At 44.5% G+C, this 13,253-nt stretch carries 13 protein-coding genes and 1 pseudogene; all 14 read right to left on the bottom strand.

Annotated features, from left to right (window positions below):
• Positions 1-829: SIS domain-containing protein (locus tag GX756_06775; protein NLC17562.1), on the bottom strand; the 829-nt coding region annotated here is incomplete at its 3' end.
• A gap of 511 nt (positions 830-1,340) precedes the next feature.
• A complete protein-coding gene (locus GX756_06780) occupies positions 1,341-2,264 on the bottom strand; it encodes a glycosyltransferase family 2 protein (protein NLC17563.1) in 924 nt (307 codons plus the stop codon).
• 13 nt (positions 2,265-2,277) lie between these two features.
• A complete protein-coding gene (locus GX756_06785) occupies positions 2,278-4,107 on the bottom strand; it encodes a hypothetical protein (protein ID NLC17564.1) in 1,830 nt (609 codons plus the stop codon).
• Between the two features lie 4 nt (positions 4,108-4,111).
• On the bottom strand, positions 4,112-4,660 hold the full coding sequence (locus GX756_06790; protein ID NLC17565.1) for a GtrA family protein: 549 nt from the start codon (positions 4,658-4,660) through the stop codon (positions 4,112-4,114).
• 139 nt (positions 4,661-4,799) lie between these two features.
• On the bottom strand, positions 4,800-5,357 hold the full coding sequence (locus GX756_06795) for a lytic transglycosylase domain-containing protein (GenBank protein NLC17566.1): 558 nt from the start codon (positions 5,355-5,357) through the stop codon (positions 4,800-4,802).
• On the bottom strand, positions 5,354-5,971 hold the full coding sequence (locus tag GX756_06800; protein NLC17567.1) for a dephospho-CoA kinase: 618 nt from the start codon (positions 5,969-5,971) through the stop codon (positions 5,354-5,356). Before GX756_06800 ends, GX756_06795 begins: the two co-directional genes overlap by 4 nt.
• Positions 5,961-8,525, bottom strand: coding sequence for a DNA polymerase I (gene polA / locus GX756_06805; GenBank protein ID NLC17568.1), 2,565 nt, complete (start codon positions 8,523-8,525; stop codon positions 5,961-5,963). The genes GX756_06800 and polA overlap by 11 nt, the downstream gene beginning before the upstream one ends.
• A gap of 290 nt (positions 8,526-8,815) precedes the next feature.
• Positions 8,816-9,127 carry a hypothetical protein gene (locus GX756_06810; protein ID NLC17569.1) on the bottom strand — a complete coding sequence of 104 codons (312 nt, stop codon included), beginning with the start codon at positions 9,125-9,127 and terminating at the stop codon, positions 8,816-8,818.
• Positions 9,111-9,368: pseudogene (locus GX756_06815) on the bottom strand (hypothetical protein). The gene GX756_06810 and the pseudogene GX756_06815 overlap by 17 nt, the downstream one beginning before the upstream one ends.
• 22 nt (positions 9,369-9,390) lie before the next feature.
• Positions 9,391-10,200 carry a hypothetical protein gene (locus tag GX756_06820; GenBank protein NLC17570.1) on the bottom strand — a complete coding sequence of 270 codons (810 nt, stop codon included), beginning with the start codon at positions 10,198-10,200 and terminating at the stop codon, positions 9,391-9,393.
• 27 nt (positions 10,201-10,227) lie between these two features.
• On the bottom strand, positions 10,228-10,386 hold the full coding sequence (locus GX756_06825; protein NLC17571.1) for a hypothetical protein: 159 nt from the start codon (positions 10,384-10,386) through the stop codon (positions 10,228-10,230).
• Between the two features lie 90 nt (positions 10,387-10,476).
• A complete protein-coding gene (locus GX756_06830) occupies positions 10,477-10,722 on the bottom strand; it encodes a hypothetical protein (GenBank protein NLC17572.1) in 246 nt (81 codons plus the stop codon).
• 20 nt (positions 10,723-10,742) lie between these two features.
• The gene (locus GX756_06835) at positions 10,743-12,626 is read right to left on the bottom strand and encodes a hypothetical protein (protein NLC17573.1); all 1,884 of its coding nucleotides are present in this window, start codon (positions 12,624-12,626) and stop codon (positions 10,743-10,745) included.
• Positions 12,627-12,641: 15 nt separating this feature from the next.
• Positions 12,642-13,253, bottom strand: a 612-nt coding sequence (locus GX756_06840; GenBank protein NLC17574.1) for a hypothetical protein, incomplete at its 5' end; no start/stop codon positions are given.

The raw sequence follows: 13,253 nt of genomic DNA on the forward strand, positions 1-13,253 counted from the left end.
AGCCCAATAGTTTTTCTTTTAGCTCCTGCATGTCTTTCTGGCTGTTGCCCGCGGGCGCGATAAGAAGAACAGTCGTGTTTTGGTCGACTATGGCGAAAGGGCCGTGATGGAAATCGCTCGCGGCGTAAGCGCGCGCGTTGATGTATGTGGTCTCCTGGATTTTTAGGGCGGTCTCTAGCGCTATCGGGTAATTGGTTCCGCGCCCCAACACTATCAAAGACTCAAGGTCTTTGTATTTTTGGGCAAGGTCTTGGATTTGGGGCTTTAGCCCAAAGATTTTGGGCAGGTTATCGGCTATTTGGGTTAGCTCTTCTTGGACTTGGCGGTTTTGGCTGTGATACGCCGCCAAATATCCAAGCAAGCACATCTGCGCCGTATATGTCTTGGTCGCCGCCACGCTAAGCTCCTTGCCGGCGTTGCAATACAGGTGGAAATCGGTCATATTGGCCATCTTGGATTCTAAGTTGTTGGTAACGCTCAAAGTCAGGGCGCCGCTTCTTACGCCGTTTTCCAAAACAGCCATTACATCGGCCGCCATCCCGCTTTGGGATACGCCTATCACCAAGCTGGACGACAAATCCAATTCGGCGTTATACATTGTATTGACGCCGGGCGCAGCCAAGCTTACAGGGATTTTGGCAAGGCTTTCAAACGCGTATTTGAAATAATTGCCCGCGTTATTGCTGCTGCCGCGCGCGGCGATAACCACATTGGTTATGTTTTTTTGTTTTATAGCCTTTGAAACCTCTTCAAAGGTCTGACGGTTGTAGACGATGCAGTTTTTCAGGACTTCGGCTTGTTGTAAAATTTCGTTTTCCATTAATGTCATAAATTTTTTACCTCAATTTTTAAAAAATATAAATTAATTATATCACAGTGTTTTTTAATGAAAAAACACATCATGCGCCATTTTTCCAAAAAAATTCCCCGTTTTTATTTTTATTCTTATTACCAAAAAAAGTATCGCGTTTGGATTAAATTTTTTTAATTTTTTTTTAACCGTTTTGTAATTGCCACGAAAACTAAAAAGCTAGAAAGCTATAAAGCTATAAAGCTAGAAAACTAGAAAGTCATAATGCTATAAAGCTATAAAGCTATAAAGCTATAAAACCACAAAACTATAAAAATAATTATTGCAAAACCTAACGCCATATAGCCATTAATAACCGCAAAACCTAATAAATATTAAGGCGAAAACCTAAGTATAATTACTTAAAAAAATGGTTTGGACTAAAACCAAACCATTATTTAAATTCCAAAATATTAATCTTAATCTAAAATTTTAAGCCCCAAAATATCATATCCTCTTAATTTTTATCTTGCCTTAGCGGTTTTATCCATTATAAATTTATTTTCTCGCTCACTATATAAAGCGGGCGGTCTTTGACCTCGTCATATACCCTGCCCAAGTATATCCCCAGCATCCCCAAGCCTGTCATAATAAAACCTGTCATTAATGTTATAAAGGGGAAAAGCCAATAGACAGGGGACGAGATGATTTTGGCGATTTGCAACGCGATTAGGGCAATAAAGCCCGCCAGCGACAAAAAACCCAAAAACAATCCGAACCCGAACATCGCGGTCAACGGGAAATTGGTGTTGCTTATTATGCCGTCGCCCGCCAGCTTGAACATTTTCTTTAAAGTGTATTTGGTCTCGCCCGCGGCGCGCGGATGTCTTTCGTATTTTACCTCGGCTTGCCTAAAGCCCACCCAAGCGTTCATGCCGCGCAAATACCTGTTTTTCTCGGGCATGCCGATAATGGCGTCCGCCGCCTTTCGCGACAATAGCCTAAAATCGCCCGTGTCTTTTGGGATGTTAAGGCTGGTTATGCGCGCCAAAAACCTGTAATACAAAAAGGCGGTTAACTTCTTTAGCGGGCGCTCGCCCTTTCTTTTTATGCGCTTGCCGTAGACTATGTCATAGCCTTCGCGCCATTTTTCTATCATTTGCAAAACCACTTCGGGCGGGTCTTGCAAGTCGGCGTCCAGGATAATCAGCGCCTGGCCGCTAGCGTGTTCCATGCCCGCGCTGACCGCCGCTTGATGCCCGAAATTGCGCGAAAAAGAGATAACCTTGACCGTTTTGTCGGCTTTGGCGTATTCCTTTAGCATATTAAGCGAGTTGTCCGCGCTGCCGTCGTTGACAAAAATCAGCTCGTAATCGCCGTCAAATTGGGCGGCTAGTTTTTTCAGCTCGCCATAACACATATCCAAAACTTCTTGCTCGTTATATACGGGTATGATAATTGAATATTTGACCATAATTTATTATCCTTTATTGATTTACTCTATAAAGATAGATATTAAAGTAGCTTTGCGGCGTAGTGAAAACCCCTTCAAAGCCCAAGTTAAGCTCATCATAATTTTTTATCCTGACCGCGCTAAATATATACTCCCCGCCCATTTGTTTCAGCTTGGCGGTGTTTATGTCAAGGTTAATAGAAATGTTTGATTTTTTGGAAAACGCGTAATTTTTGCCAAGCTCGGCGCTGAATACATAGCACTTGTTGCCCCATTCGTCAAAATACAGCCTAAGCTCGTCATTTTTTTCAAGCTCGCCCGCGATAATCTCTCTAAATTGGTGTTTGTAGCTAAGCGCGTAAAGCTGGAAATATCCGTCCAGCGTGTAAAAGCCGTTCATGCTCGCTATGACGGGATACATCCCCACGCTTACCACCCTGTAGTCTTGCGGGTCTTTGCCTATATAGCTTTTGATAGCATCAAACAAAGCCTTGTCTATATATTGGTTGTATGAGATATAGTCTTGTTTTACCGTTTGCCTGTAAAACAGGCGCTTGACATTTTCAAGATATACATACTTAAATTCCTTGTTGGCGACCGTGTCATAAATAGCCACGACGTTAAATGCGAACAAAAACGCGCACGCCAAACTTACAGCGCTTAACAGGGGTTTTTTTAGGGGTTTTGTAAATTTTGCCAAAAAGCCAAATACTCCCCAGCGCGCCAAAACAAAAAGGCAAAGCCCGAATATTAAGTTCCAAGTGACAGGGTAGCTAAAAAACAGCCTTCTGTATTGGAAGCCTTCCAAAAAGCCCAATTGGCTGGATAGCCAAATGCCCGCTTTGGAATAATAGAAGCTGTTGACCAGCGCGGCAAAAAAGTTATAACCCAACAGCGCCCAAATAATGTTGAGATATTTTTTGTCGCTTGGGTTTAAGGTTTTTTGCTTCAGCTTGACAAAAAATATTATTACTACGGGCAAAAGCGCCAAAAACGCGTAGACTTGGACGGATATCGCGTGCATATGCCCGCCAAAAAACAAGACAAAAAAGTCAACTATGGTTCGGCTGCTCGTTACGCGCTCTACCCGCATAGAGACAAAATCTTGGAATAAAAGATTGTATATCATCTTAAAGTGCGTCAAGAAATACAAAAAAGCAATAACCAAAAAGGATATATAGACAGGCAGCGCTTTTTTGAAGCCTTTTTTGATGTTTAAGACAATGGCAAAAACCAAGATTACCGCCAAAATATAAAAGCCCGTCAAAATCAATGACGACGAGACGCCAAAAAACACTATATACGCGTAAGACAGAGCCCTGTGTTTGTTTTCTATTAGATTCCAAATCGCGTAGGCGAGCAAGGGCTGGCCGAATATGCTTGTCCCGTATATGGAAAAAACTGGCAGGTAAGCTAAAACTACGCCCGAAAAGAAAGCGATAAATTTGTTTTGCCCGCCAAAGATTTTGCCAAGCAATAAGTAAATCCCCAAAAAACCTATTATCCTGACCCAAAAATCATTGAACAAAAACGCCCAAAAATCGTCCATAACCATATACGCAAGGATTTGGACGGGCGAGAACACATTGACGGAGCCTACGGGCAGCCCGTTCATTGCCTCGGGGATTGAGCCTTTTAAGCTAGCGAAATATTTCGCGCTTAGCTTGTAAAAAAATATCTCGCTGTCCCAAGTGTCAAACATAAATATATAGCTGTCCTTGCCTAAGACTAAATTGGGCAGCATGTAGACAATAATCAAAATCACGCCCCAGAATATATAGCTTGAAAAAATCTTTTTGAAAAACGCTTTCGGGCTGTTTTTTACGCCATCGGCGTCTTTTTCAAGGACCTGCTGAGTTTGCATTGATTTATTCCTTAAATTCTTGATATGGGATGGCAGGGGTTTGTAACGGTTTTGCGCGCTCTTTTTGGGCCTTGAATATAAAAACTTTGCGCGTTATATAGTTGAATACCAAGACCAAAAGAGTGAAAAAAACCTTAACCGCCCAGTAATTGATTTTTAAAATCTCAAAGAATACCCACATCCCCAAAAGATGGATAAAAAAGCCCGCCGCCGATAGGATGACAAACAGCGCCGCCCCGTTGAATGTTTTGGCGTATTCTTTATGGGAAAAGACAAATTTCACGCTCATTATATAGTTAAAAACCGTGCCTACGGCAAAGCCCAAGCCTGTCCCCAATATAGACGAGTATTGGAGTATTTGGTTTTTTTTGGCGCTGCTTTGCAAGATTACGTTAAAAAAGTTATTGGAAAAAACCTCTTTGTTGAGAAAAAAAATAACCGCCGCCATTACCAGCATGTCTATTAAGGTGGCAAAGCCGCCCGCTACCAAAAACTTAAAAATCTCCCACAGCCTTGGGTGCGCGCGCGCGAAATTATCTATAAGGTTTTTCAAAATCTTTTCCTTTAACGGTCAATTTTTTTGACCATAATTTTCGTTCTATAATTGTATCACGATAAGGTTAAAGGGTCAATATTTAATTGGCTGTTGTTGGTTGTCAATATATTTGAGGCTTTTAAAAAAAAATTATATTTTATTTTGCGCGGATTTTGTATATCTTATAATTTTTGTTGATTTTTTTGATATAGTCCGAAGTCTCTTGAAAAGGGATATTATCCAAAGTTTTGCCGTTTTTGGAATATTGGGGTTTAAGCAGCCAGCCTGACACATTGCCCTCGCCCGCGTTATAAGCGGCAAGCGCGGTTTGGGGGTTTTGGAATTTACTTAGCATACGGCTAAAATAACAAATCCCCATTTTTATATTAATCTCGGGCTGATACAGCATATCGGCGGTAAATCCGTCTATACCCAGGTCGCAAGCCAGCATTAGCGCGGTCGCCGGCATAAGCTGCATAAGCCCTATCGCGCCCGAGGGGGACACGGCTTTGGGGTCAAACGAGCTTTCCGCCCTTATTATGGAAAAGACCAGCGCCTTTTCCACGCCGTATTCGTCCGCGTATTTTTGGACGATGTTTTTGTATTTTAACGGGTAAGAAAAGGCTACATACAAATTGGCGGCTGTTATGCCCAAAGATACCGCCGCCAAAAACAATACTATATAAACTTTATACAGACTCAAATCTTTTTTCAAATTAGACCCAATTCTTGCATCAAGTCGCGGTAATGAGTTTTTATTTGCGCTATGAACTCGTCTTCGCCGCCGTCGTTGTTTATCACGACAGAGGCGATCGCGGCGCGCTCTTGCTCGCTGACTTGGTTTCTTAAAATATTATATGCTTGCCGTCTGCTAATATTATCGCGCCTTATAGCCCTTTTTATTCTGGTTTCGGGCTTGGAAGCTATCGTCCATACGCGGTCAAACATATCAGCCATGCCGCTTTCTATCAAAATTGGAATGACCACAAAGACGACGGGAACTTCTTGCAAAGAATTAATTCGCTCTTGAATGCGCTGCCTTATCAAAGGATGCGTCAGCGAGTTCAAAAGTTCTACTCTTTGGGGATCCGCAAAAACATGCTTGCCTAGCTTGCGGCGGTTTAGCTTGCCGTCTTTATCAAAAAAACGGGCGCCAAAGGCCTGTTTGATTTTGTCGGCGACTTCTTTCTCAGCCGCGACCTCGCGCGCCACTATATCGGCGTCAATGACATGCGCGCCCAAATCAGCTAGGGTCTTGGCGGCCAAAGTCTTGCCCGCGGCAAGCCCGCCGGTTAGGGCTATCTTTAGCATACCTTTTTTAGATTTCATACCAAATATCGCCTATTCCTATGTCAACTTTTAAAGGAACATTTAGTTCCATAGCGTTTTCCATCTTGGATTTTAAGATTTCCACGACTTGCGAAATTTCCTCGTCCTTGGCTTCCACAATAAGCTCGTCGTGCACCTGCAGGATAAGGCGGCTTTTTAGATTGCGTTTTTTGAACTCTTGCGAGACATTAATCATCGCTATTTTTATTAAGTCCGCCGCCGTGCCTTGAAGCGGCATGTTCATAGCCGCGCGCTCGCCAAACGCCCTAACCGCCCTGTTGGGCGAGTTTAGCTCGGCGATCTTTCGCACCCTGCCGCTAGCGAGCGTCACTTCGCCGCTTTTTTGGGCGGCTTCCACGCTTTTTTGCATAAATTCTTTGACGCGCGGATAGGTCTCAAAATATTTTTTGATATACCTGTTAGCCACTGATACGGGAATGTCCAAACTTTTGGCGAGCCCAAAGTCGCTGATACCGTAAATAATGCCGAAGTTGACCGCCTTGGCGTCCCTGCGCATATTCGGGGTCACCTCCTCCGGACGCGCGCCAAAGACTTGAGCGGCCGTGCGGGTGTGGATGGCCTCGTCGTTTTTATACGCTTCTATCAGCTTTTGCTCGCCCGAAAAATGAGCGAGCAGCCTTAACTCTATTTGCGAATAGTCCGCCGTGACCAATTTATAGCCAGGGCGCGCTATAAACGCCCGCCTTATTTCCTTGCCCTCTTGGTCCCTTATGGGAATGTTTTGCAAATTGGGCTCTATGCTGGACAGCCTACCCGTAGAGGTTATGGTTTGGCGGAATTCGGTATGCACCACGCCGTCTTGGTCAGCCATTTTTTTCAGGCCTTCCACATAAGTGCTGTTGAGCTTGGCTATCGCGCGGTATTGCAATATATAGTCAATTATGGGGTGCTTGCCCTTTAGCTTTTCCAAAGACTCGGCGTCGGTGGATAGAGCTTTGGTCTTGGTGGTCTTTATGGGCGTCAAGTTTAGCTTATTAAATAAAATTTCGCCTAGCTGTTTGGGCGAATTTATATTAAACTTCTCGCCCGCGAGCTCGTGGATTTTTTGGCTTAACTCTTTGAGCGCGGCTTTATATTTTTGGTTGAGCTCGTCTAAAACGCCCAAATCCAGCTTAAAGCCTACCTTTTCCATATCATACAGCACATCGCTAAGCGGCAATTCTATATTGTAATATAAATACTCGTATTTTTTTAGCTCGGGCTGAATTTTTTGCCTGATAAGGTTTAAAGACGCCGCGGGGGCGTTTTGGTCGCAATCGTAGTTGTTTAGCAATTTTTTCAAAGACGGCACGCCCGCGCCGCCCTCCGCTATATAACACGCCAGCGCGACATCAAAAATGCGGTTTAGGGTTATGCCCTTTTGGTCAAGGTAGTGCCTTAAGTTTTTGTAGTCAAAAACGGTTTTTATGATATTTTGGTTTTCCAAATACGGCTTTAGCCACTGCGCCGCCAAATCAAACGGCAAGCCGTCGCCCAACAGGCTATCGGCCAGAATGATTTTGTATTCGCAATCGGCGTCAACGGCTATATGGATATCGTGCTCCCAGACCAAAGAAAAGCCGTTGTCTAGGTTAAGCTGTCTTAATTGGTTTGGGGTTTTGATTTCCACGATGTCAATTGTTTTTTGTTCTTGGATTTCTTTAAGTATGGCCTCTTGGACTTGCGTTTGGAATATGTCCTTTTTTAGCAAGCTTTTGAACTTCAGCTTTTCAAACTGTTCTTTTATGCATTCGCCAAAAGGATAGGCATACTCAAAATCGGACAACTCAAACTCATACGGCGCTTGGTCGTCAATCTTGGCTAGCTCGTAAGACAAATACGCCGCCTGCTTGCCAAGCTCCAGCTTCTCCCTTAGCTTGCCTGTTATTTGGTCCAGGTTTTGATAAACGCCGTCCAGCGACTTGTAGTCGGTTATCAGCCTTAGCGCGGTTTTCTCGCCTATGCCGGCGACGCCCGGGATATTGTCGGACGGATCCCCGCACAGCGCCTTAAAATCTATAATCTGCTTGGGCGTCAGCCCATACATTTTTTTTAGCTCTTGCTCGTCTATTTCTATGACTTCGGAAATGCCTTTTTTGGTCAGGTAGACTTTGGTCCGATCGTTGATAAGCTGCAAGGTGTCGCGGTCGCCCGTTAAGATTATACACTCGCAGCCGCATTTTCGGGATATCGCGCCTATCAGGTCGTCGGCTTCGTAGCCTTTTTTCTCTATTATTTTTATGTCCATGCATCGCAATAACTCTTTCAAAACGGGCACTTGGGAAGCTAGATCGGCGGGCATTTTTTTGCGCGTGGCTTTGTATTCTGTATACATAAGATGCCTAAAGGTCGGGTGCGCCAGATCAAAGCATACCGCGATGTATTTTGGCTTGTATTGGTTGATCGCCTTAAGCAGCATAGTGGTAAAGCCGTAAACGGCGTGCGTGTAATTGCCGCTATCGTCCGTAAGCGGAGGCAGGGCGAAAAACGCCCTGTTGATAAGGCTGTTGCCGTCTATTAGGACCAGCCTTTCGTTAAAATCAAAATTACTCATAATAGTTTTATTATAACACAACAGAGTAATTTAACGAAACAGCATATTAACAATAAAAAAAGCCCTAAAAGCTAAAAAAGCTTTGGGCTTTTGGGATAATAATTAAACGGGGTATTAAATAATTAATAATAAAAATAATAGGTTATTTAATATTAGTTTTTTGTTCCTTTGGCAGCAAGTATTTAAAAAGCGTTGTCTTTTTTTTTTAGTCTTTTGTTATGTCGTAAGGCGTTTTGGATACTATATAGGGCAAGGTTTTAGCCTTTAGTTTGTTTATTTTTTAGATGCTTTTATTCTTTGTCTATGGTCATATCGGTAAGGTATTTTGGGGGCAAATCTTTTGGCTTGCCGCCCCCGCCGTTGTTTTCTTTATCGGCGTTGGCTTTAAATATATTTAATTCCTCCTCATTTGTTTTGGGCTTAATAATTATGCCCAGTATCACCAATACCGCCAAAATGCCGCTTATCACTTCTTGGACAAAGGGCGCGTCTATCTCTATGCCTAGCCTTGACAGGATAGTTTGGATAACCAATAATACCGCCGCGCTAAGACTCATCCAAAACCCGTAAGAGCGGTAAACGCTGTTATTCTTTTGGCTCATTTTGGAACACCTCTTCTTTTTTTCTTAATTTTTGGACGCTATGGCTTAGCTTTTGTTTGATATCCGCCACATCGTCTTTGATTTGGCGGACTATGCCGAAGTTTTCGCTAAGGCTCTTTATGGCGGACTGGTATTTGGCTTCGCGCGCCTTGCTCTCCTTTAGCTGATATACCAGCAACACGCAGAACAAAACCGCCCAAAGCCCGTTGGTCGCCGCCATCTTAAGAACTTCTTCCCACATAAATTTTTGCTCCCTTAAAAAATTATTTGCTTCTAGCTTCCAGCGCGTTTAAAAGTTTGCGGTAGTAATAAGTGTCCAAAGACTGCCTTATCAAAGGGTTGTTCTCCGCCTCTTTTATCGCTTCTTTTTTGGGCATCCCGCTAAGGTAATCCAGCAAATACTCAAACTTTTTTTGCTGTTTTTGCTGTTCCAGCTCTTTTTCTATCCCGGCCATGCCCGATGTCTTTTTTTCCAAAATCTCGTATTGCCCCAAAGTCAAGTCTTGCTCGGCTTTTAGGCGGTCTATATTATACTCGGCTTGATATTTGGCGAGTTCGTTGTTGTATTTTTGGACTTCTTTGATCTTTTCGGCGCGCTCGTTTTTTAGGTCGTTGATTTGTATGGCGAGTTTGGCGGCGTATGTTATATCAAGGTCGTTCATCGCCGCCTGCTTTTTGGTTTCTAGGTCGGCTATTTTATAGTCAATTTCGGCCGCCTGTTCTATATACGAGTTTCGGGCTTGGGCAAGCTCGCGCGCTTTTTGGGCGTCTATCTCCTGCTCCATAGCGAGCGCTATGGACGATCTCGCCAAACCGCGCTTTAGCGCTTGGGAAGCCACATCCTTTTTGGCTTGGTCAAAGCTTTGCTCTATTGTCTGCTCTTTTTGGGCAAGCGCCTCGTATAATTGCTTTTTGTAGTCGTCCAAATCTTTTTTTTGGCTCTGGGCGTCTTGGTCAATCGCTCTTGAGGTTAAGTTGTAATATTCCGCCAAAGAGCTCTTGGCAAGCTCCTCAATCTCGCTATCGGACAGGGGCTGATATTCTAACTTTTGCAAGTCCGCGCTCTCGGGCAATTTTATGTCTTGGATTTTGGATATGGACTACTCGCGGTCTATTTGGTTTAGTTTGTCCTTTAGCGCCAGGTCATCGCCCGCGCTGGTTTTTTGGGCTTCTATCGGCGTATAAATCGGCTTGTCATTTGCCCCCGTCGTTATTTTGATTGCCAAGTCCTTGAGAAGTTTTTTGAAATCTATTGCCATTGTAAACCTCTTTGTAATAATTAATAATTTGGGCATGTCTTATCCGCCTGAATATCTCCCTGGGCGTCAAAAACTCGTATTTTTTCTTTTTCATCTTACCTGCTTTAGCCTGCCTTTTACGCTTTCTATGCAAAAGGCGTTGGTCTTGGCCAAAATATCGCTCATGGACACTAACCGCCCCTCAAAGTTTTCGGGCGCAGTTTTGCCCAAGATATACTTGCGCTCGGTTATCGTATTATTGTGCTTGGCGTAAATCAGGACATATCCGCCGTCTTGCACAAAAACCCCGCTTATGTTTTTGCCCCGACCTATGCCTATATGTTTGGCTGAAAACATTTGGAAATTTCCGCTCCTTTTTAAAGCAATATACTCATTACCGCGGCGCAGCCGTTAAAGCCCTGGTCTTTTGCGTTTAGCAAATCGCTAAACCTTACCGTCGCATCGTCGCCATAGGCGAATTGGTCGGAATATATAAACCCCTCGTCATACAGGACGCGGGCGCAATATACCGCGTCGCCGCTTTTTATGATTAGCATATCGCACATAATAAAGACTTGGTCTATGTCTTGGCAGGGCAAAACGCCGCCGGCTATTTCTTGGGCTTGGGCGGTTTGGGTATCGGTTTTCAAAATTTTATAAGTCCCGTCTTGGTCGGTTATAAAAAAATGCTGCCCGTCCAAGAACGCGCGGTCTATATTGTCCGTGAAATTTCCAAGCTCAATAAAACCTATGTTGCGGGCGATAAACGAATACGCCAGGGCCCGCTTGGTTTGGGAATTAAAGGATATGAGCAGCTCGCCCGTGTAATTTATTTGGTCGGGCGAAATGGATTTTAGGTGAAGCAAAGCCGGACCCGACAAAGAAGACTTTGTCCCGCCGTCTAGCAATGTCTTGTGAAGGGACGAGTCAAGGTCGGGCTCAAAATCGGTGGCGAATACGGCGTCTTGACGGTAACTGGTTTTGACCAAACAGGCGTTGTTTACCTCAAACGAGCAGTTAAAGTTAAGGCTCGGGTTTTGGTGGGAAAAAGTCATCCCCGTCAAAACCCCGTCCGCTATATAATAAAGGACCATATTGTTCCCTCCCGCGTATTCCAGCGATATGGCTTGGGCGTCGCTTTCAAGGTCGTTTGCGAAATCTTTTTTGGCGATTTTGCCGCTTATGATTTGATAAAAATGCAGCCTTTTATCCGCCACAGAACCCAAAGGCGTGTCCGCGCGGTTGCACACAACTATAAGCCTGTTCATGCACATATCCACGCAGCTTACGCGCCCGTCAAAGCTAAGCGTCCCCAAATAGACCAAAGCGCCCAAAATGTTTTGATAAACTATTATTTGGTTGTCCTGTATCGCTAAAAGGAAGCCGCGGTCTTTGGAAACAAACAGCCTTTGGTCTTTGTCCCTTAACTTAATCGTATAAAAATCAGGCGAGATGGCGGCTATCTTGGCTTGGATGACGCCATAGCCCGTTAACGAGTTGATTGACAGGGTCAATAGCTTTACAGCGCCCAAATCCTCAAGCGGTATAAGGCCGTTTTGGTCCACGGTATAGTGGCGCAATTGGGACTGGGGCTTGTGGTAACGGCTGTCAACCTTTATTACGGGCGTATCGTCATAAAAGACAATAAGGTCGTTTGGGGCGCCGTCTTGCAGCGGACAGTCTATTTTGAATAAATTAGGCGTCGTAAGCCCGCACGGGTAGCGGTCTTGGATATCATAGGCGTCCTGGATTGTGTTATATTGGCAATATCCGCAAGAAAACATAGCGAGGTTTAGCTCTTGCGCGCCCAAAAGAATTTTTATAAGCGGGTTTTCGCCGGGCAGCAAGCCGTCGTTTTTGGGGACTTTGAAAACCGCTATTATGTCCATAGGCTCGTTTAGCTTTAATACGCCTTGGGGCAAGACGCAATGCGTTATAAGGCTGCCTTCGGGCGAGGCGCAAAAGCCCAGTTCGGTTATGGTCTCGCCCGCATACTCGTCCGCGCCCAAAGTTATTTTTCGGACGATATAATACAGGCCCTTGCCGCAATCGGTATTTATATCTATAATCTCGGCGGACTTGGCACCCAGGCGCTCAAACAACGAATACCTGTTATACGCCGGCGTTCCGACGCCTTTGCCAAAGGCGATATAATCCGTTACCTTGCCGTCCAAGAAAATCTCTTGAGTATAGCTCAAAAGAACGATATTGCGCCCTGTATATGTCTTGCCGTTATGGCTTATGGCGTATGTATTTTCCATAAATTTTCACCTTTTCTAGATGGGCGAGGAAGTCAAGTTTATCTCGGATATGCCTTCCTCAAAAAACACGCTGGGATGCGAGGCCTTAAGATATATTTTTTGGTCGCTGGTTTTGATTAAAACCATAGGCCTGGACCTTGGCGCGTCGTTTATAGCCGCCACGGTTTCCAAAATAGGCGCGGGCGCGTCTATCCCAAAACGGCTTGAGGCTTGCAAACCCCAATAGACGAACTTGTAATACGCCCTAGAATTTTTGATATAGGCTATGATATAGCCAATATTAGCGGGCATAACCGCAACCGATAATACATCCTCGTCAATATGGACGGGATAGCCCTCCAGCGTCCTAAACTTTAGGTTTTTTTGGGCGTCTATATAGGCAAGCGCGGTCTTTAAAGGGTTGTCATAGCCTTGGCAAAGCGAAAAGCCGACGCCCTCGCCCAAGATATGCGGCGGCGCGTCAAAGTCAAAAATATCCGTATCGCTTACAAAGCAGGCGATTTTACCGCCCGCCAAATACGCCGCCAGGTTTTTGGATTGCCTGTTTACAAGCTGCAAGCAACAGTCGGGCTCATAGCCTTTTAGGTTTTCGCCCAGCAAATACAAGTCCGCGCTTATAAGCTCGCC

The sequence above is a fragment of the Clostridiales bacterium genome, from assembly GCA_012512255.1.
Classification (GTDB): domain Bacteria; phylum Bacillota; class Clostridia; order Christensenellales; family DUVY01; genus DUVY01.

Excerpts from the sequence above, each read along its gene's own strand:
- GX756_06780 (NLC17563.1), bottom strand. The coding sequence starts at position 2,264 with ATGGTCAAATATTCAATTATCATACCCGTATATAACGAGCAAGAAGTT.
- GX756_06785 (NLC17564.1), bottom strand. The coding sequence starts at position 4,107 with ATGCAAACTCAGCAGGTCCTTGAAAAAGACGCCGATGGCGTAAAAAAC.
- GX756_06800 (NLC17567.1), bottom strand. The coding sequence starts at position 5,971 with ATGAAATCTAAAAAAGGTATGCTAAAGATAGCCCTAACCGGCGGGCTT.
- polA (NLC17568.1), bottom strand. The coding sequence starts at position 8,525 with ATGAGTAATTTTGATTTTAACGAAAGGCTGGTCCTAATAGACGGCAAC.
- GX756_06810 (NLC17569.1), bottom strand. The coding sequence starts at position 9,127 with ATGAGCCAAAAGAATAACAGCGTTTACCGCTCTTACGGGTTTTGGATG.
- GX756_06825 (NLC17571.1), bottom strand. The coding sequence starts at position 10,386 with ATGGCAATAGATTTCAAAAAACTTCTCAAGGACTTGGCAATCAAAATA.
- GX756_06830 (NLC17572.1), bottom strand. The coding sequence starts at position 10,722 with ATGTTTTCAGCCAAACATATAGGCATAGGTCGGGGCAAAAACATAAGC.
- GX756_06835 (NLC17573.1), bottom strand. The coding sequence starts at position 12,626 with ATGGAAAATACATACGCCATAAGCCATAACGGCAAGACATATACAGGG.